This window comes from Microbacterium sp. ARD31, from assembly GCF_031844425.1.
This window is the reverse complement of record NZ_JAUZVE010000003.1, coordinates 49,293-67,841: the sequence shown is the minus strand read 5'-3', so window position 1 is coordinate 67,841 and position 18,549 is coordinate 49,293. Positions and strand designations below refer to the sequence as shown.

At 71.0% G+C, this 18,549-nt stretch carries 18 protein-coding genes; 10 read left to right on the top strand and 8 right to left on the bottom strand.

Translation table 11 applies throughout. The annotated features are described in order from the left end of the window. Positions 1–37: 37 nt before the first annotated feature. Genes Q9S36_RS10795 through Q9S36_RS10785 form a run of 3 tightly spaced genes read left to right on the top strand, consistent with a single transcriptional unit; the run spans position 38 to position 3,748 of the window. Complete coding sequence (locus Q9S36_RS10795) at positions 38–2,548, top strand: circularly permuted type 2 ATP-grasp protein (RefSeq protein WP_311285145.1); 2,511 nt, start codon at positions 38–40, stop codon at positions 2,546–2,548. Continuing rightward, positions 2,545–3,426, top strand: a complete 882-nt coding sequence (locus Q9S36_RS10790; protein WP_311285144.1) for a transglutaminase family protein — start codon at positions 2,545–2,547, stop codon at positions 3,424–3,426. The genes Q9S36_RS10795 and Q9S36_RS10790 overlap by 4 nt, the downstream gene beginning before the upstream one ends. A 31-nt stretch (positions 3,427–3,457) precedes the next feature. Further along, positions 3,458–3,748 (top strand): hypothetical protein, encoded by a 291-nt coding sequence (locus Q9S36_RS10785; RefSeq protein ID WP_311285143.1) that lies wholly within the window; start codon positions 3,458–3,460, stop codon positions 3,746–3,748. 80 nt (positions 3,749–3,828) lie between these two features. Here Q9S36_RS10785 and Q9S36_RS10780 read toward each other — a convergent pair whose 3' ends face one another. From Q9S36_RS10780 to Q9S36_RS10755, 6 genes are all read right to left on the bottom strand, one after another. Then, positions 3,829–5,331, bottom strand: coding sequence for a hypothetical protein (locus tag Q9S36_RS10780; protein ID WP_311285142.1), 1,503 nt, complete (start codon positions 5,329–5,331; stop codon positions 3,829–3,831). Between the two features lie 155 nt (positions 5,332–5,486). After that, positions 5,487–6,200, bottom strand: coding sequence for a GntR family transcriptional regulator (locus Q9S36_RS10775; protein WP_311285141.1), 714 nt, complete (start codon positions 6,198–6,200; stop codon positions 5,487–5,489). After that, the gene (locus tag Q9S36_RS10770) at positions 6,197–6,970 is read right to left on the bottom strand and encodes a 3-oxoacyl-ACP reductase (protein WP_311285140.1); all 774 of its coding nucleotides are present in this window, start codon (positions 6,968–6,970) and stop codon (positions 6,197–6,199) included. Before Q9S36_RS10770 ends, Q9S36_RS10775 begins: the two co-directional genes overlap by 4 nt. 18 nt (positions 6,971–6,988) lie before the next feature. Continuing rightward, on the bottom strand, positions 6,989–8,344 hold the full coding sequence (locus Q9S36_RS10765) for an aldehyde dehydrogenase family protein (protein WP_311285139.1): 1,356 nt from the start codon (positions 8,342–8,344) through the stop codon (positions 6,989–6,991). Then, positions 8,341–9,111, bottom strand: coding sequence for a gamma-glutamyl-gamma-aminobutyrate hydrolase family protein (locus Q9S36_RS10760; RefSeq protein WP_311285138.1), 771 nt, complete (start codon positions 9,109–9,111; stop codon positions 8,341–8,343). The genes Q9S36_RS10765 and Q9S36_RS10760 overlap by 4 nt, the downstream gene beginning before the upstream one ends. Next, positions 9,092–10,447, bottom strand: a complete 1,356-nt coding sequence (locus Q9S36_RS10755) for a glutamine synthetase family protein (RefSeq protein WP_311285137.1) — start codon at positions 10,445–10,447, stop codon at positions 9,092–9,094. Before Q9S36_RS10755 ends, Q9S36_RS10760 begins: the two co-directional genes overlap by 20 nt. Positions 10,448–10,607: 160 nt before the next feature. Between Q9S36_RS10755 and Q9S36_RS10750 the strand changes: the two genes are divergently transcribed. Then, positions 10,608–12,152 carry an amino acid permease gene (locus Q9S36_RS10750; protein ID WP_311285136.1) on the top strand — a complete coding sequence of 515 codons (1,545 nt, stop codon included), beginning with the start codon at positions 10,608–10,610 and terminating at the stop codon, positions 12,150–12,152. Between the two features lie 152 nt (positions 12,153–12,304). On the opposite strand, the gene Q9S36_RS10745 is transcribed toward Q9S36_RS10750, so the two are convergent. Continuing rightward, positions 12,305–12,823 (bottom strand): AAA family ATPase, encoded by a 519-nt coding sequence (locus Q9S36_RS10745; RefSeq protein WP_311285135.1) that lies wholly within the window; start codon positions 12,821–12,823, stop codon positions 12,305–12,307. Positions 12,824–12,907: 84 nt separating this feature from the next. Here Q9S36_RS10745 and Q9S36_RS10740 point away from each other — a divergent pair, with 84 nt between their 5' ends. From Q9S36_RS10740 to Q9S36_RS10715, 6 genes are all read left to right on the top strand, one after another. Further along, the gene (locus Q9S36_RS10740) at positions 12,908–14,497 is read left to right on the top strand and encodes a radical SAM protein (protein ID WP_311285134.1); all 1,590 of its coding nucleotides are present in this window, start codon (positions 12,908–12,910) and stop codon (positions 14,495–14,497) included. Further along, positions 14,494–14,811: a hypothetical protein gene (locus tag Q9S36_RS10735; protein WP_064003640.1), complete on the top strand. Its 318-nt coding sequence runs from the start codon at positions 14,494–14,496 to the stop codon at positions 14,809–14,811. The genes Q9S36_RS10740 and Q9S36_RS10735 overlap by 4 nt, the downstream gene beginning before the upstream one ends. A gap of 3 nt (positions 14,812–14,814) precedes the next feature. Further along, complete coding sequence (locus tag Q9S36_RS10730; RefSeq protein ID WP_311285133.1) at positions 14,815–15,633, top strand: prolipoprotein diacylglyceryl transferase family protein; 819 nt, start codon at positions 14,815–14,817, stop codon at positions 15,631–15,633. Beyond that, positions 15,617–16,144: a hypothetical protein gene (locus Q9S36_RS10725; protein ID WP_311285132.1), complete on the top strand. Its 528-nt coding sequence runs from the start codon at positions 15,617–15,619 to the stop codon at positions 16,142–16,144. The genes Q9S36_RS10730 and Q9S36_RS10725 overlap by 17 nt, the downstream gene beginning before the upstream one ends. A 174-nt stretch (positions 16,145–16,318) precedes the next feature. Continuing rightward, complete coding sequence (locus tag Q9S36_RS10720) at positions 16,319–17,119, top strand: hypothetical protein (RefSeq protein WP_311285131.1); 801 nt, start codon at positions 16,319–16,321, stop codon at positions 17,117–17,119. 395 nt (positions 17,120–17,514) lie between these two features. Further along, positions 17,515–17,883, top strand: coding sequence for a hypothetical protein (locus tag Q9S36_RS10715; RefSeq protein ID WP_311285130.1), 369 nt, complete (start codon positions 17,515–17,517; stop codon positions 17,881–17,883). A gap of 406 nt (positions 17,884–18,289) precedes the next feature. Here Q9S36_RS10715 and Q9S36_RS10710 read toward each other — a convergent pair whose 3' ends face one another. After that, positions 18,290–18,529, bottom strand: coding sequence for a hypothetical protein (locus Q9S36_RS10710; RefSeq protein ID WP_217529795.1), 240 nt, complete (start codon positions 18,527–18,529; stop codon positions 18,290–18,292). Positions 18,530–18,549 lie beyond the last annotated feature (20 nt).

The window sequence follows — 18,549 nt, the reverse complement described above, 5'->3', positions numbered from 1 at the left end:
CCGCGTGCCCCTACGCTGGACCCGGAAGGGGACCTGCGTGAGTGTGCTCCGTGATTACGCCGCGGCCGTGTCGCAGCCGACGCTGCCGTTCGCCTCGGCAGCGCCGCGGTTCGACGAGGTCGTCGACGCCGACGGCACGCTGCGCCCCGCCTGGCAGGGTCTCGCCACCCTCGCCCTCGGTCTGACCCGCGAAGAGCTCGACCGGGTCGACGGCGAGATCGCCCGCTTCCTCGCCGACGACGGCGTCTCGTACGCGCGAGCCGGCGCCGAGCTGCAGCCGTGGCAGCTCGACCCGATGCCGTTCGTGATGGATGCCGCCGGCTGGGCGCGCCTGGACGTCGGACTCGCGCAGCGGGCCGAGCTGTTGAACGCGCTGCTCGCGGACCTGTACGGGCCGCAGGTCGTGCTGCGCGAGCGGATCGTGCCGGCCGCGGTCGTCCTCGGCCACGCCGGTTTCGTGCGGGCCATGGCCCGCACCGGCGACGACGCCCCGCCGCCGGATCTGCTGCTGTCGGCGACCGACCTCGGGCGGGATGCGGCGGGCGACTGGCATGTGCTCGCCGATCGTGTGCAGGCTCCGTCGGGGCTCGGCTACGCCGCCGAGAACCGGCGCGTCATCTCGCAGGTGCTGCCCGACCTGCTCGACGAGGGCGCGCTGCACCGGATGGATCCGTACTTCGCGGCCCTCCGCGCGGCGCTCATCGCCGCCGCCCCCGAGTGCGTCAGCACGCCGCGGATCGTCGTCCTCTCCCCCGGCCCGCTGTCCGAGACGGCGTTCGACCAGGCGTTCCTCGCGAACGCGCTCGGCTTCCCGCTCGTGCAGGGCAGCGACCTCGTCGTGCGGGACGGGGCCGTCTGGATGAAGCCCGCCCAGTGGCCGTCGCGGACGCCGCGCGAACGCGTCGACGTCATCCTGCGACGCGTCGATGCGGAGTGGTGCGATCCGCTCGAACTCCGCGCCGGGTCGCGGCTCGGTGTCGCGGGCCTCGCCGAGGCGGTGCGCCGCGGACGGGTGCGCGTCGTCAACGGGCTGGGCGCCGGCGTGCTCGAGAACCCGGCACTCCTCCCCTATCTGCCGGCAGTGTGCGAGCGGCTGCTCGGCGAGCAGCTGCGGCTCCCGTCGGTGCCGGCGTGGTGGCTCGGCGACGACGACGCGCGCGCCGAGGCGCTGCCCCGGCTGGATGCCGCCGACCCGGCGCTCGAGGTGTTCGACATCGACGACCCCCGCCGGCCCCTCGCCGCGACCGACCCCGCCGTCCGCGGCCGGATCGACCGCGAGCCGCACCGCTTCGCGGCCGTCGAGCGACTGCACCTGTCACAGGTTCCGGTGTGGGATGCCGGGGGCGCGGCATCCGCTCGACCCGTCACCCTGCGGGGCTTCGCGATCCGCTTCGGCTCGACCTACCGGCCGCTCGTCGGCGGGCTGGCGACGGTGCGCACCGCACCCGAGGCGGCGCCGCGCACGAAGGACGTGTGGGTCCTGAAGTCGGACGAGGCCGATCCCGACCAGGGGATCGCGGAGGTGGCATCCCTCCCGACGACGCGCAGCGACCCGACCCTCGCGCCGCGCGCACTGTCGAACCTGTTCTGGACCGGACGGTACGCCGAGCGCGCCGAGGATCTACTGCGCCTCGTCATCGCGACGCAGGCGGCGCTCGACCAGCCCGGCGCGCACACGGCCGCGCGGGCGGCCGAGAGCGTCCGCGTGCTGCTCGCCGCGCTCGACCGCCTCGCCGGGACGCGCTGGACCGACCCCGAGGCGGAGTTCCGGTCGCTGCTGCTCGACGCCTCCCGCCCCGGCTCGGCGGCGCACTCGATCGCGCGGCTACGCGACGCGATGGAGGGGGTCCGCGATCAGCTCTCGGGCGACACATGGCGGGTCTTCTCGAACATCGACCGCGCCGTGCGCGCGCTGCGGAGCGCCCCGCATCCGCACCGCACCGCAGAGTCCGCCGGACGCATGCTCGCGTCGATGCTGTCGCTGTACGGCGTGACGGCGAACATGATCCGCGACCCCGGCTGGCACATGATGGAGGCCGGTCGCTACCTCGAGCGCGGCCTGCAGCTGACGACCCTGCTGTCGTCGGCACTGTCGGCCAGCCGCGGGCCCCGCACCGACCGCGAGGTGCTCGAGTCGCTACTGTTGTCGGCCGAGAGCGTCGTGACGCACCGTCGCCGGTACCGCGGGGCGATGCGGGCGGCCGACGTCGCCGAGCTGCTGCTGCTCGACCGCGGCAACCCGCGCTCGCTCGCGTTCTCGCTGCAGACCCTGCGGGAGCACCTCGCCGCCCTGCCGGCGTCGACCGGGTCGTCGCGCGCCGAGCGCCTGCTCGACCAGCTCGAGACGGGTCTCGCCGAGGTGGAGGTGCTCGAGATGACCGCCGTCGTCGGCGGGCGCCGGGAGCGCCTCGTCGAGGGACTCGAGAGCATCCGCGCGCAGCTCGAGCAGCTGTCGGATGCGATCGCCGACCTGCATTTCGAGGCGGGGCCCCCGCCGGTGTCGATGACGGAGCTGTCGCTCGTCGAGCTGATGGGCGCGCGCGCATGACCCGGTACCGCGTGTGGCACCGCACGGCGTACACCTACAGCGATGCCGTGCAGGACAGCATCGGCCAGTTCCATCTGCGCCCGCGCGAGCTGCCCTGGCAGAGCGTGGCGCAGGCCGAGGTCATCGTTGAGCCGGTGCCCGGCGACGTCTCGCCGCGCACGGACTGGTTCGGGAACTCGTCGACCTACTTCCACGTGACCGATCCGCACGAGGCGCTGACGATCGAGGCGGCGAGCGAGGTGACGGTCGCGGTGCCCGAGTACGACGCCGAGGCGCTCGCGCAGCCGTGGGAGCTCGCGCGCCCCCTGCGGCATCCCGACCTGCCGGGGGCCGTCGAGGCCACCGAGTACGCGCTCGAGTCGGCGCGGGTCGCGCACGATTCCACCGCGCACGCGTACGGGGCGGAGTCGCTGACGCCGGGACGTCCGATCGGCGAGGCGGCCACGGACCTGATGCAGCGGATCTTCCGCGACTTCGACTACGACAAGACCGCCACCACCGTGACGAGCACGGTCGCCGACGCGATGACGAAGCGGGCGGGCGTCTGCCAGGACTTCGCGCACGTCGCTCTCGCGTGCCTGCGCAGTCACGGCGTGGCCGCACGGTACGTGTCGGGATACCTCGCGACGCAGCCCCCGCCGGGCAAAGAGCGCGTGTTCGGTGCGGACGCCTCGCACGCCTGGCTCGCCGTCTGGCTGCCCGGCACCGACCAGTGGCTCGCAATCGACCCGACGAACAACCAGTGGGCGAACGACCGCTACGTCACCGTCGCCTGGGGACGCGACTACGGCGACGTCTCGCCCGTGACCGGCATCATCTTCACCGAGGCCAAGACCTCGACCCTGCGCGTGCAGGTCGACGTCGCCCCGCTCGACTGACCCGCCGCCCTGCGCGGACTAGCCTGCCCTCATGGGGAGAACAAGAGCGCGCCTGCTGCTCGTGGGCTGGATCGTCGTCATGGGGGTGATCGCGCTGGCGCTGCTCGTCATCGCCGTCGGTGCTGCGGTGACGTCCGCCGTCCTCGTGGACGGGTTGCCCGGAGGCGGAGGGACCCCGGAAGAGACGACCCCCGCGGTGGATGCCGCGCACGCCGCTCTCGCACGGTCTTCCCTCGGGATCGTCGTCGTGGTGATCGTCGGTGTCGCCGTACCGTTCCTCGTCGCGCTTCTCCGCCGCCGTGCGCGGATGCAACAGATCTGACGCGACACGCCGCACAGCGACCAGCGGATGCCGGGTGCCGCCCGGCATCCATTGCATCCGCTGACGCGCGCGGCCTGGGGTCAGTTGCGCGGGTTCCCCAGCTGCAGCGTGCGCGAGCCGAAGTCGAGAATCGTGTAGCGCCCGCACGCGACGCGGGTCGCATCGAAGGGCCACACCCCGGCGGGCAGCTCGAACGGCACGTCAGCCGCTCCCTCGACGAGGAAGGTGACCGGCCCGCGACGCTCGGCGCGGTTCACGAGCCAGTCGTAGGGCCTCAGCGTGTTGTCGACCTGGACGAGCTGCGACGGGTCGGCGAGCGCGAGCTTCGGCGCCCGCACGGTCCAGAACTGCCCGGCCCCGGTGCGGCCGGACTCCTCGACCCAGCGCGTGGCACAGGCGAGATCGGCGTCGCCTCGACCGGAGGCAGCGACCGCGACCGGCACCGCGACGACACCCGCGACGGCGAGCGCGCCGGCCGTCGCCACAGCCACCGCGCGGGGCACAGCCACCGCCGGAGGCGCGACCGCGAGCACGAGGATCGGCAGGAACACCCACGGCTGCAGGTACCGATCGGCATCCGTCCCCGCGACGATGACCAGGATCAGCGCGGCGATCGGCGCCGCAACCGCTACGGCGCACACCGCGGCGACCGGAACGTTGCGTCGGCGCCACGCCCGCGCGCCGACCACAGCGCACGCGACGACCAGAGCGACGACCGCGGCGAGCCAGAGCACGCCGTCCCACCGCCCGAGCGTCCCGCCGACGGCGCCGGCGAGGTGACTGAGCGCGGCATCCGCCTGATCCGGACGCAGATAGTTGCCGCCAGCGGCGACGATGTTCGCCGCGAACGGCACGCGCAGCAGGTACCCGATCCCGGCCCCGCCGACCACAGCTGCCAGCACCACGAGAACGACCCGCGGCACGACACGTCGACCGAGGAGCAGGATGCCGACGACGCCCGCTATCGGCAGGACGCACCACACCACGAACAACGGATTCGTGAGCGTCGACACGGCGGCGACCACCGCGATGCCGACGACCATCCACTGCGCCTTCGCCCCGTCGAGAAGGCGCCGCACCATCCCGACGACCATGAGAGTCCCCACGACCGTGGCCGAGTAGTACGTCGTCGTCGCCGTCAGCAGCGCAAGGTGCAGTCCCGGCATGCCCGCCGGTCCTTCGAGGATGATCAGCGCGACGAATACCGCGAAGGCGAGCACCGATCCCCGCACCGGTCGCGCCCCTGTGCGAGGCCGTCCGGCGACCAGACGGATGCCGCCGTACACGGCGAGCAGGTTCACGACCGCGTTGAGGGTGCGGGTGCCGTTCGTGCCGAACCCGAGGAACGACAGCACCGCATAGACCCCGGTCTCGGGCAGGAACACCACCGGCGAGAGCGCCCAGTCCTGCGGATCGCCTCGCCGCAGCGAGTCCGCCATCAGTGCGACGACGACCGAATCACCGTCGCGGTACAGCAGCCACCCGCTCGTCGTCGCGACCACCGCGACGGCGACGAGCGCCAGACCGAGCGCGGCGGCCCAGCCGGCAGCCTCGCGCCGGTGCATCACCCCGGGCCGTGTCATCACCGCTCAGCACAGCAGATCCGCCCCGCCGGCACCAGTCGGCGTCGCGACGTGTGACGGATGCACGACCGGTGGGGCTGATGTCGCCTCGGGGCGCGCCGGAGGGCTCACCTGCACCACCGCCCGTGCATTCGTGCACCCGGCACACCGCAGGCTCAGCCCAAGAACCCCCGCAGCAGCGCCTCCGAACCGGCCAGGTGGTCGAGCACAGCCGCCTCGGCGGCGTCGGGCTTGCCGGCGAGGATCGAGGCCACGATCCTCTCGTGCTGCGCGTCGGAGTGCTCGATGTTGCGCGGCAGCAGGGGGAACGTGTCGAGCCAGGCGTTCACGCGCGCCCGGTTCTCGACGATCAGAGGGAGCAGCGACGGGATGCCGCTGGCCTCCGCGATCGCGAGGTGCAGCAACGAGTCGAGCCGGCGGTACTCCCCCTCGTCGGCTCCCACGGTCGCGTGATGCCGCTGCTCGAGCGCGGTGCGCGCGGCATCCGTCAGCTCCCGCGAGGCCGCCGCCCGCGCGGCCCCCGCTTCGAGCACACGCCGGAGCCCCAGGACGTCGTCGAGCTCAGCGGTGTCGACGGGCCCGGTCGGCACGGGGAGCGGGTCGGCGACGAACGTGCCGCCGTACCGGCCGCGCCGGCGCACGACGTACCCGGCGTCGGCGAGCTCGCCGATCGCCTGACGCACGGTGTCGCGGCTGACGCCGTACCGGTCGGCGAGGTCGCGTTCGGAGGGAAGCGACTCCCCCGGCGCGACCACGCCGAGCCGTACGGTCTGCACGAGCCGGGCGACGGTGTCTTCGAGCGCGTTGCCGCCGCGCACCGGTCGGTAGACGGTGCGGCCGAGATCCGGCGACGACGCGGCGCGGGTCACAGCGGCGTCACGTAGGCGTTGGTGATGCCGCCGTCGACGACGAAGGCGTTTGCGGTGATGAACGAGGCGTCGTCCGAGGCGAGGAACGCGACGGCGGCCGCCATCTCCTCGGGCTCGGCGAAGCGGCCCATCGGCACGTGCACGAGGCGGCGCTGCGCGCGCTCGGGGTCCTTCGCGAACAGCTCGCGCAGCAGCGGCGTGTTCACCGGCCCCGGGCAGAGCGCGTTCACGCGGATGGCCTGCCGCGCGAACTGCACCCCCAGCTCGCGGGTCATCGCGAGCACGCCGCCCTTCGAGGCGGTGTACGAGATCTGCGACGTGGCCGAGCCGAGCAGCGCGACGAACGACGCCGTGTTGATGATCGAGCCTTTGCCGGCCGGCACCATGTGCCGCAGCGCCGCGCGCGAGCAGAGGTAGACGCTCTTGAGGTTGACGTCCTGCACCTTGTCCCACGCGGGCAGTTCGGTCGTCTCGATCGAGTCGTCGTCGGCGGGCGAGATGCCGGCGTTGTTGAAGGCGATGTCGACCGAGCCGAGGTCGGCGGCGACCCCGTCGAAGAGCGCGTCGACGGATGCCTGGTCGGCGACGTTGACCTGGCGGAAGACACCGCCCACCTCGTCGGCGGCCTTCTGCCCGGTCTCGGGGTCGAGGTCGGCGATGACGACGCGGGCGCCCTCGGCGGCGAATCGGCGAGCGGTCGCGAGGCCGATGCCGCTGGCACCGCCGGTGATGATGGCGACGCGGTCGCGCAGGCGCTGGGTGAGGTCCATTCGGGAGGTCCTTCCGGGTCAGGAGGTGGCGTAGAAGACGTTCTTGGTCTGGGTGAAGTGCTCGGCGGCATCCGGCCCGAGTTCGCGGCCGAGGCCCGAGGCCTTCATGCCGCCGAACGGGGTCGCGTAGCGGACCGAGGAGTGCGAGTTGACCGACAGCACGCCGCTGCGCACGCCCCGGGAGACTCGGATGCCGCGCCCCAGGTCGCGCGTCCAGATCGAGCCCGCGAGCCCGTAGACGGTGTCGTTCGCGAGGGCGATCGCGTCGGCTTCGTCGTCGAAGGGCAGCACGGCGACGACGGGTCCGAAGACCTCTTCCTTCGCGATGCGGTCGCCCCGCCCGGCGAGCACGACGGTCGGCGCGAACCAGAATCCGTCACCCTCCGGTGCGATCCCGCGGAAGGCGACGTCGGCACCGTCGACATAGGACGCGACCCGGTCGCGCTGCGCGGCGGAGATGAGCGGGCCCATCTCGGTCGACTCGTCGTTCGGATCGCCCACGCGCCAGGCGGCGACGGCGGGTTCGACGAGTTCGAGGAACCGGTCGTACACCGACCGCTCGACGAGCAGCCGGCTGCGGGCGCAGCAGTCCTGCCCCGCGTTGTCGAACACCGAGCCGGGGACGGCTGCGGCAGCGGCCTCGAGGTCGGCGTCGGCGAAGACGATGTTGGCGCTCTTGCCGCCGAGCTCGAGCGTCACGGGCTTCAGCTCGCGCGCGCAGCCCGCGGCGACCTGGGTGCCCACCCGCGTCGAACCGGTGAAGACGACCTTGTGGACATCGGGATGCGTCACGAACCGTTCGCCGACGACGGGACCCGCACCGGGGATGACGGTGAACACCCCCTCGGGCAGGCCCGCCTCGACCGCGAGGTCGCCGAGGCGCATCGCGGTGAGCGGGGTGAGCTCGGCCGGCTTCAGGACGACCGCGTTGCCGGCGGCGAGCGCGGGCGCGAAGCCCCACGACGCGATCGTCATCGGGAAGTTCCACGGCACGATGATCCCGACCACGCCGTACGGCTCGTGGTAGGTCACGTCGAGTCCGCCGGCGACGGGGATCTGGCTGCCGATCAGGCGTTCCGGTGCTCCCGCGTAGTAGTTCAGGACCTGCGCGACGTGGGACGCCTCCCACCGCGCGGACGAGATCGGATGCCCCGCCTCGAGCACCTCGAGCTGCGCGAGCTCCTCGACGTGGGCCTCCACTACACCGGCGAACCGACGCAGCGCGTCGGCGCGGGCGACGGGGGCGAGGTCGGCCCACGTGCGCTGAGCGCGGACGGCGCGTGCGACCGCGGCATCCGTCTCCTCCACGGAGGCGAGGTCGACGTCGCGGACGGCGGCGCCGGTGGCGGGGTTCAGGACGGTGAAGGAGTTCACGCGGTGACCCCCCGGTGCGAGGCTGCGTACGCGTCGGCGGCGGCGACGAGACCGAGGAAGAGGCGCCGGTCGGCGGAGTTCTCCTCGGGGTGCCACTGCACCGCGACGAGGTAGTCGTCGCCCGGAGCCTCGAACGCCTGCACGAGGCCGTCGTCGGTGCGCGCGGTCACGACGAGCCCTTCGCCGAGGCGGTCGACGCCCTGGTGGTGGTAGCTGTGCACCGTGTACGGACCGGCGCCGATGAGGCCGGCGAGGGTCGTCCCGGCATCCACCTCGACGGTGTTCTCGGCGAACACGCCGCCACCGATCTTGTAGCGCTCGGTGCCGAGGGCCTCGGGCAGGTGCTGGTGCAGTGTGCCGCCGTAGGCGACGTTGATCAGCTGCAGCCCGCGGCAGATGCCGAACACGGGCATGCCGCGCTCCCGCGCGCCCGCGAGCAGGGCGAGCTCCCACTCGTCGCGGTCCGCGCGGGCAGGGTCGGTGAGCGGATGCCGGGGCGCACCGTACAGCTCGGGTTGCACGTCGAGCCCGCCGGTGAGGATCAGCCCGTCGAGGCCGTCGAGCACGACCTCGGCCGCCGCCTTCGCGGACGGCTGCGGCGGCAGCAGGACCGCGACCCCGCCCGACGCGGTCACGGCATCGAAGTACTGCTGCGGCAGGAAACTGGCGCGGACGTCCCAGACGCCCTGCACCGCCCGCTCGAGGTAGGTGGTGAGTCCGATGACGGGGCGGCGGCCGCCCGCGGGATCAGAGACGTTCGAAGCCACGGATGCGCTCCCAGTCGGTCACGGCGGCGTCGTAGGCGAGGACCTCGACACGCGCCTGGTGCAGGTAGTGGGCGACGACGTCCTCGCCGAACGCCGCGCGCGCGACCTCGGACTTCTCGAAGAGGTCCGCCGCTTCGCGGAGCGTCGTCGGCAGGTGCTCGACGTCGGAGTCGTAGGCGTTGCCGGTGAGCGGCGCCGGCAGCGGAAGCTCGTTCTCGATGCCGTGGAGGCCGCCGGCGATGATCGCCGAGATGGCGAGGTACGGGTTCACGTCGCCGCCGGGCACGCGGTTCTCGACGCGCAGCGACGAGCCCTTTCCCACGACGCGCAACGCACAGGTGCGGTTGTCGACGCCCCACGCGATCCCGGTCGGGGCGAACGAGCCCTTCGCGAAGCGCTTGTACGAGTTGATCGTGGGCGCGTAGAGCAGCGTGAACTCGCGGAGGGTCGCGAGGATGCCGGCGATCCAGTGCTCCATGAGCGGGCTGAACCCGTGCTCGCCGTCGCCCGCCATCACGGCCTCGCCGTCCTCGCCGCGCACCGAGAGGTGGATGTGGCAGCTGTTGCCCTCGCGCTGGTCGAACTTCGCCATGAAGGTCAGCGACTTGCCGTGGGCGTCGGCGATCTCCTTCGCCCCGTTCTTGTAGATCGTGTGCTGGTCGGCGGTCTCGAGCACCTCCGCGAACCGGAAGGCGATCTCCTGCTGGCCGTCGTGACACTCGCCCTTGACGCCCTCGCAGTAAAGGCCGGCGCCCTCCATGCCGCGACGGATGTCGCGCAGCAGCGGCTCGAGTCGGGTCGTGGCGAGCAGGTTGTAGTCGACGTTGTAGTCGGTGGATGCCTGCAGTCCGACGTAGCGCTTCGCCCAGGCATCCCGGAACGAGTCGTCGAAGACGATGAACTCGAGTTCCGTGCCCGAGTAGGCGACGAGGCCCCGGTCGGCGAGGCGCTGACGCTGGGCGTTCAGGATGCCGCGGGGCGACTGCACCACGGCTCCGCCGCGCACGTACTCGAGGTCGGCCATGACGAGCGCGGTGGCCGGCTGCCACGGGATGCGGCGGAGGGTCGCCATGTCGGGGCGCAGGACGAGGTCGCCGTACCCCTTGTCCCAGCCCGACATCGCGTAGCCGTCGATCGTGTTGAGGTCGACGTCGACCGAGAGCAGGTAGTCGCACACCTCGGCGCCGTGACCGGCGACCTCGTCGAGCCAGAACCGCCCTGCGACCCGCTTGCCGACGAGGCGACCCTGGGCGTCGGGGAAGGCGACGATCACCGTGTCGATCTCGTCGGCCGCGATCGCATCGGCGAGCTCGTCCACCGTCAGATTTCCGGGCATCCGTCATCCTTCCGTCGTGCGCTGGGCGGGTCTGTAACGAGAACGCTACATGCCAAAGGTAGACATGGCATACCAATAGACGCCACACTCATCCGCAAGGCGTGAGCCAGCGCGCCGACCCGACGGCGCCCCGACGCGCCGACCGCAGCCAGGAGGTCTCATGACGAATCCGAGCACCACTCCCCCCGCCACCGGCGGTGTCCGCTACACCCGCGCCGAGGACGGCTACTTCGAGAAACGCACGCTCAAGCGCTCCGCCGGCGTGTGGGGGCTCTGGGGCCTCGCGGTCGCCGCCGTCATCTCGGGCGACTTCTCGGGCTGGAACTTCGGCATCGGGTTCGCCGGGTTCGGCGGCATGCTCATCGCCTTCGCCGTGCTCGTGCTCATGTACTACGGCCTGACGTTCTCGATCGGCGAGATGGCGGCCGCGATGCCGCACACCGGCGGCGCGTACTCGTTCTCGCGCTCGGCGATGGGCCCGTGGGGCGGTCTCGCGACCGGCCTCGCCGAGACCATCGAGTACGTCGCGACGACCGCGGTCGTCGTGTACTTTTCGGGCCAGTACGCCGACTCGGCGCTGTCGCTCCTGACCGGGGTGAGCCTGCCCCCGTGGCTGTGGTGGGTCATCCTCTACGCGCTGTTCATCGGCCTCAACGCGGCAGGCGCCGCCGTCTCGTTCGGTTTCGCGATCGTCGTCTCGGTCATCTCGATCGGCATCATCGTCGTCTTCGGTGTCATGGCCCTCGTCTCGGGCGCCTTCAGCTGGGATGCCCTGTGGGACATCGCCCCCAACCCCGACGCGTTCGCCTCGTCGACGTTCCTCCCCGAGGGCATCGGTGCGGTCCTGCTCGCGCTGCCGTTCGCGATGTGGTTCTTCCTCGGCATCGAGGAGCTGCCCCTCGCCGCGGAGGAGTCGCACAACCCGGCCCGCGACATCCCGCGCGCCGGTCTCTGGGCCCGCGGCACGCTCATCGTGACCGGTCTCATCGTGCTGTTCCTCAACACCGGCGTGCTCGGCGCCGAGGCGACCGGCACGTCGGTCGAGCCGCTCCTCGACGGCTTCACGGCGTTCCTGCCGCCGCAGGCCGCCGCGATCCTGTCGCTGCTCGCCCTCATCGGCCTGCTCGCCTCGCTGATGGGCATCATGTTCGCCTACGGGCGCAACATGTACTCCCTGTCCCGCGCCGGGTACTACCCGCGCTGGCTGTCGCTGACGGGCAAGCGCCAGACGCCGTGGGTGGCGCTCACCTTCGGCGCCGTGCTCGGGTTCATCGCGCTCGTCATCCTGCAGGCCGCCGGTGGCGACGCCAGCCCGGCCGGTGCGATCGTCCTGAACATCGCCGTGTGGGGCGCGGTGCTCGCCTACTTCCTGCAGATGGTGTCGTTCATCATCCTGCGTCGGAAGTTCCCGAACGCCGAGCGTCCGTACAAGAGCCCGTGGGGTCTGTTCGGCGCCTACTCGGCGGCGATCATCGCGGCGATCGTGTTCGTCGGGCTGCTGTTCAACCCGGCCTACCTGCTGGCGATCGTGGCGATCATCATCGTCTACGTCGTGATCTTCATCGGGTTCGCCGTCTACGGTCGCACCCGACTCGTCCTCTCGCCCGAGGAGGAGTACGCGCTCTCGGGCGGCCTGCACGGGGACCCGCAGCGCGAGGGCTACGACGCCATGGAGAAGGACGTCTTCGGAGACCGCCGCTCCTGAAGACCCGGACGGGCCGGGTGCTGCTGAGGGCGTACCCGGTCCGTTCGCATGTTCGCCCCGTTCGCGGATGCAATGGATCCGACGCGACACGCCGAGGACGGGACCGAGGATGCCGGGTGTCGCCCGGCATCCGTTGCATCCGCTGACGCGGCTCAGCGAGCCCCGAAGCCCCGGAGGTACTCGACCGTCCGCGTCAGGTTCTCGTCCAGGTTCCGCATCGAGTCGACGGTGATCCGTTCGTCGTTCCATCCGTCGAAGCCCGACGTTCGCGCCCGCACGTCATCCCAGGTTGGCTCGGCGAAGCCCTCGAGGGGGCGTCGTCGGGTCTCGAGGCGGCGGCGGTGCTCGTCCGGATCCGAACAGACCACCTCGACGAACGCGACCGGGACTTTCTGCTCAGCGGCCAGCGACCGCCACTGGCTCCGGGCGAGCTCGGCGTCGTTGACGGCATCGACGATGACGTCGCCGCCGATGCGGATCTGCTCGCGGGCGAGATCCTCGGCGACGACGTACGCCGCGAGCCCCGTCGGCTGGTCGCGGTCGATGCCCGCGCGCCACAATGCGGACTCGATGGGGTCGACCGAGAGGATCGCGCAGCGCAGTTCACCGGCGATCCGCTCTGCCAGCGTGCTCTTTCCCGACGCGGGCAACCCTGCCATGACGATGAGCATGGCCCCATCCTCGCGTGTAGTCGGAGGGAAGGATCGTACGCGACTCGCCCTGGACCGCGACGACCCCAGCACTAGGGTGTGGGCATGAGCCACGCCGGAGCGGGGATGCCCCTGCGCGACTATCGGGTCCACCGCTACGTCAACGCGTTCTGCCCGACGTGCCACGAGGAGGACCCGGACCGTCCGCTGAGCGAGGTGCGCCGGCTGTCGGGGTGGCTCGCCGACCGCGACGGCACGGTCTGGCTGGAACGCGGATGCCCCGACCACGGTCTCGTACGCACGCTCTACGACGAGTCGGCCGAGATCCTCACCTACCTCGAGCAGTGGACCGCCCCGACGAAGGTCCACGGTCCCGACACGACGGGGAACTTCAAGCCGGTGCCCTCGGCGTACGAGGACGGTCTGCCGCAGATGCAGACCCAGCACACCTGCATCCTCCTCGAGGATCTACTCGACCACTGCAACCTCAAGTGCCCTACCTGCTTCGCGGAATCGAGCCCCGCGGCCTCTGCCGTTGCGCCGCTGGCCGAGGTGCTCGCGTCGGTCGACGCGCGCCTCGCGAAGGAGAACAATCGCATCGACGTGCTGATGCTGTCGGGCGGTGAGCCGACCCTCTATCCGTGGCTCGAACAGCTCCTCGAGCATCTCGTCGCCCGGCCGATCGTCCGCATCCTGCTGAACTCGAACGGTCTCCGCATCGCGCAGGACGACGCTTTCGTCGAGGTGCTCAAGAAGCACCGTGAGCGGGTCGAGGTCTACCTGCAGTACGACGGCGAGTCGGCCGCGGCATCCGCCTTCCACCGCGGCGCCGACATCCGCCGGTTCAAGGAACGCGCGATCGAACGGCTGTCGGATGCCGGGGTGTTCACCACCCTCACGATGACGGCGACCCTCGGGGTCAACGACGGCGAGATCGGCGCGGTGATCCGCCGCGCGATGGCGACGCCGTTCGTCGGCGGCGTGACGATCCAGCCGGTGTTCGGCTCGGGGCGCTCGTCGGGCATCGACCCGAACGACCGTCTCACGCACACGGGTGTGCTGAACCGGCTCGGCCCGCAGACCGACGGCGAGGTCACGTGGCGCGACCTCACGGCGCTGCCGTGCAGCCACCCGCACTGCTGCTCGGTCGGCTACCTGCTCAAGGACGATGCCGGCGACTGGAAGTCGCTCGTCGGGCTCATCGGGCACGAGCGGTTGAAGGACTTCCTCGACCTGCAGCCCGACATGATCGCCAACCGCATCGCCGACAGCAACGTCAACAAGGCGATCCGCGAGGTCGTGAAGGGGTCGCTCCTCGACCTGCTGAGCGAGCAGTCGTCGTTGTCGCATCCGTCGATGAGCTCGATCTGGAGCGACATCTGCCAGAACTGCGACCTCGGGATCGGCACCCTCGCCACCCTGGCCGCATCGAAGCTTCCGGGACAGCATGCGCGGCTGCGGAAGATGATGGGCGAGCGAGTGCTGCGGATCACGGTGAAGCCGTTCATGGACATCAACACGATGATCGAGGAACGGCTCACGCAGTGCTGCGTGCACGTCGCGACGGTCAACGAGTCGACCGACGCGCACCAGTGCGCCCCGTTCTGCGCCGTGCAGGCGTGGGCGCCCCTCGGCCGCACCCGACTGTCGACCGCGACGGGCGGTCGGCGGCAGATCCCGGTGAGCGTCTCGTGAGCACCGCCGGGTTCGGACACCTCAATCAGCGCGATGAGAGCGTCGCCGATCCGGTTGCGCCGTTCGACCCCTTGCGGCTGTGCGTCTTTGCGACGATCGCCGCGATCGCGGCCGTCACGGGGCCCTTCGCGGTCGCCGTCTTCGCCGGTGTCGCGATCGCGGGGTACGTGCGCGCCCGGCGCGCGGGGCTGCTGCGCTCGCGCTGCAAGCTCGGCGACACCCGGCTCGTCCTCGCCTACCTGTGCGTGCTCGAGGTGCTCGCCCTGGCGGCGATCCCGCTCTGGGTCGTGCTCTGGATGCGGTTGCTGGGCTGACCCGTGTTCCCGCTGCTGAGCGACCTCGCCCCCTGGCTGCCGCCGATCGACACACACGCCGTGTTCGTGGGCCTCGGGCTGCTCGCCGCGGGAGTCGTCTTCCTCGTCGAGAAGCGCCGACGCGGCGTCAGCGACCCGCGGATCGCCTATCTCGTGCTCGGCGCCCTCGTCGGCGCCGCCGTGCTCTCGCGGCTCGGAACATGGGCGCAGCACCTCGATCCGTCGAAGAACCTGTCGCTCATCGATCAGCTCGCCTACGGCAACGCGTCGATGCTGTCGGCGCTCGTCGGCGCGTGGCTCGGTGTGCACGTCGCCAAGCGGATCGCGCGCTACCCCGACCGGTCCGGCGACCTCTTCGCCCCCGCCGTGGCGCTGGCCATGGCGATCGGACGCATCGGATGCCTCCTCACCGAGCAACCCGGGACCCCGACCGGCGCCGGGTGGGGGATCGTCCTCGACCCGGCCGCAGCCGCGCGCGTCGGGGCGCCCGCGGGCGTGCCGCTGCACCCGAGCTTCGTGTACGAGATCGTCTTCCATGCGGTCGCCTTCGCTGTGCTCTGGTTCTGGCTGCGACACCGGCCCATCGCGCCGGGCGAGACGCTGACGCTGTACATCGCGGCGTACGCCCTGTTCCGTTTCGCCGTCGAGTTCGTCCGCGGCAATGAGGTCGCGTGGCTCGGGCTCACGAGGCCGCAGCTGTTCCTCGCCGTGACGATCCCGCTGCTGTTCGCCCGCCTCGCCTGGATGGCCTCGCGCGGACGACTCACCCTGCACGACACCCCACCGATCGGAAGGATGGCCGCCGATGTCCCCCGAACCTGATCGTCCCGAGGACGCCGAGCCGACACCGCCTACCGACCCGCACGCGAGTCCGCACGCGGGCCCGCCGCAGGGTCCGCCGGCCGGCGAGCCCACCGCCGGCCCGCCCTCCCCGACGCCACCGCAGGGCCCGCCCTATCCGACGCCACCGCAGGCCGGGCCGCCCTATCCGACCCCGCCCAACCCCGGCGCACCGGGCATCTCGCCGGAACCGGCAGGGTACGCGCAGCCCGCGGGGCCACGGCGGCTGAGCTTCGGTGCGGGCGTCGGCATCGGCACGGGCATCGGATGCGGCGCCTACGTCCTCGGCGGCCTGCTCGCGATCGCGCTGATCTCCGTCGGCTTGATCGGCTTCCTCGCCCCGTTCGTGATCATCGCCGTTGTCGGCGTCGCGCTCATGTTCTCCGCCCGCACCCGCCCAATCGGCACCGGCATCCTCATCGTCACCGCCGCCGCGTGGATCCTCGTCCTCGGCCCGTGCATCGCGCTCCTCGCTCCCGGCGGTTTCACCTGATCCCGCCCGCTCGCGGATGCAACGGATCCGACGCGACACCCCGACGACGGCGCCGCGGATGCCGGGTGGCGCCCGGCATCCGTGTCATCCGCGGTCAGCGGCTCAGAGGGGAAGGCGCAGGCACACGAGCTGTGCGCGCGACTCCTGATCGCTCGGGCGCGAGCGGGAGCATCGGTGGCGATCGCCACCGCGACGAACGAAGACGCGGCCGCACTCAACGCGCTCATCCAGCAGGCCCACGCCCAAGCGGGCCACACGACGGCGCCGGCCACGGAGATCTCGGGCAGTGACCTCCTGAGCATCCGCAACGGTGACCGGCTCATGACGCGCAAGAACGACCGCGAGTTGGGCGTGGCCAACCGCGACGTGTGGACCGTTGATCATGTGACCTCGGACCGGCCCGTCGTCGTCAGCGACGGTAAACGCACCGTCCAGCTGCCCGCGGAGTACGTGAAAGAGCACACGCACCTCGCCTACGCCGCAACAGAGTTCGGCGTGCAGGGAGCGACGGTGCAAGCCGGCCACGGCATCGTCACCGACACCTCGAACGCTTCCGCGCTCTACGTGTCTGCAACCCGCGGCCGCGAAGCGAACACCCTGCACGTGGTCGCAGAGACCCCCTTGCAGGCGCGCGAGCTATTCGTGAACGCGATGACACGAGAGTCCGGCGACCGGGGCGTCGAGGTCCAGCGGGAGGCCGCACGGCGGGATCTCGACGGCACAGCGGGGACACGGACGCTCACACAGACCCAGAGGGAGCAGGCGGCATGGTGGGGGGTCGACATCGACCGACCCCCCGAGCGTGCGCCGGCCGATGCAACGACCAGCCCGGATAGCGCCGTGGTGCGAGAGACCGAGGCCGTGCGCAGCCCCGAGGCCGCAGCGCGAACCGCGAACGACACCGAAGCAACCCGCATCGCTAGGGACTCGGCCGCGGCGCAGCAGAGGATCGCTGCGTCTGGGCAGGAGCGGTGACGCCGCCCACTGTTAGCGCTCCTGGCCTCAAGACCACGCGCGGGCGCAAGACACTCACCACTGGTGAGAGCGCCTATTGACGGCATTAGTCAGTCGCCTATAGTTTCCGACCAAATCGTAGAGGCTGGGGGCCCGATGAAGATTCATTCTCGATGGCTAGGACGAGTGGGGCTGGCAGCTGCCATGTTGATGACCTGCCAAGCCCGATTCGTGCGGGTCGCGGCGGACCAAGCAGGCGGAGACAGCGGTGGGCCATGGCTTTGGACGAATGGGACCGGAACCAATCGGGCCTACGGGATACACAAGGGCGGCGCGTCTACGTGGAGCGTGTTCTCCAAGCTCTCGTCCGCACCCGCCAGCACCCGGCTGCGCTACAACTACTAGGGGAGCCGACAGTGAAGCACACCACATCGGTGATCCTTCCCGGATTGATCACCCTGCTCCTGACGGGATGCACCAGCGTGGATGAACTGACGGTAGCGACCTACACACCCACAGGGGAAGGTGGGTTCGGCGCCCAGCTTGTTGGCTCTCTCACTCAAAGCGACGCTGGCTGTCTCACAGTTACCTCAGATGATTCTGCCGCGGTGCCCGTCTTTCCCGAGGACGCGATCGCCGTCGATGGTGAGAGCATCGTCTACAACGGTCAGACGTTCAAACTTGGAGACAGGATCAGTCTCACCGGCGGGATAGCAACCAATCAGGACCTGCCCGAGGAGTGCTCAAGCGGAGGCGACATCTTCCTCGTCTCAGCCGACGCCTGAATCGCAAGAAAGGCCGGAGGCTCGAGGCTCCGGCCTTTCTGTTCGGTCTTACGCGGCGCTCGTGGTGCGGCTTCGCCGCTGCGGGCGTCCGTCCGGCCGTCATCCGCGCCATGGAAGAGTCCACCGCGAACCTCGATTAGCCGGCTCGGCGCGCAGCGCACTAGCCGAGCACGTACCGAGCGACAGCCTCATCGATTGCATCGAACTCGGGGCATCCGTCACTCGGGGTGGTCGACTGGCTCGCTATGCGGTGCACGAACGTCCGAGACAGGCCGAGGATCTTCTCGGCCTGGCCCATCGTGTACCCCGCCTCGAGAAGGTCTCTCAGCGCGGCCGCGTGCAGCCGCGAGAGCGGTGCGGAAGAGGGACCGGAACCTATGGCTCCGGTTCCTCTTCCGTGGGTAGGTCAGACGGCGGCCACGCGTTTGCGGCGTCCAACGATGAGGGCAAACACTGTGCCAATCACGCCGACGATCATCAGCGCGGGTGCAAAGTAAGCCGCCACCAAGACGAACGGCGCTCGCGGCCCGTCTCCGTTGAGCCCCGCTGCCTCCTGCGCCTGATAATCGGCTACCGCCCACAGACCGCCCACCACCTCGAGGACAACCCCGAGCGTCAGAGCTGCCAGCGAGACGATCAAGATCACGACGGGACCTCGACGAAACC

What these genes read in the sequence shown, in the direction of transcription:
- Q9S36_RS10790 (WP_311285144.1), top strand. Translation starts at nt 2,545, where the DNA reads ATGACCCGGTACCGCGTGTGGCACCGCACGGCGTACACCTACAGCGAT.
- Q9S36_RS10785 (WP_311285143.1), top strand. Translation starts at nt 3,458, where the DNA reads ATGGGGAGAACAAGAGCGCGCCTGCTGCTCGTGGGCTGGATCGTCGTC.
- Q9S36_RS10780 (WP_311285142.1), bottom strand. Translation starts at nt 5,331, where the DNA reads ATGACACGGCCCGGGGTGATGCACCGGCGCGAGGCTGCCGGCTGGGCC.
- Q9S36_RS10770 (WP_311285140.1), bottom strand. Translation starts at nt 6,970, where the DNA reads ATGGACCTCACCCAGCGCCTGCGCGACCGCGTCGCCATCATCACCGGC.
- Q9S36_RS10755 (WP_311285137.1), bottom strand. Translation starts at nt 10,447, where the DNA reads ATGCCCGGAAATCTGACGGTGGACGAGCTCGCCGATGCGATCGCGGCC.
- Q9S36_RS10750 (WP_311285136.1), top strand. Translation starts at nt 10,608, where the DNA reads ATGACGAATCCGAGCACCACTCCCCCCGCCACCGGCGGTGTCCGCTAC.
- Q9S36_RS10745 (WP_311285135.1), bottom strand. Translation starts at nt 12,823, where the DNA reads ATGCTCATCGTCATGGCAGGGTTGCCCGCGTCGGGAAAGAGCACGCTG.
- Q9S36_RS10740 (WP_311285134.1), top strand. Translation starts at nt 12,908, where the DNA reads ATGAGCCACGCCGGAGCGGGGATGCCCCTGCGCGACTATCGGGTCCAC.
- Q9S36_RS10725 (WP_311285132.1), top strand. Translation starts at nt 15,617, where the DNA reads ATGTCCCCCGAACCTGATCGTCCCGAGGACGCCGAGCCGACACCGCCT.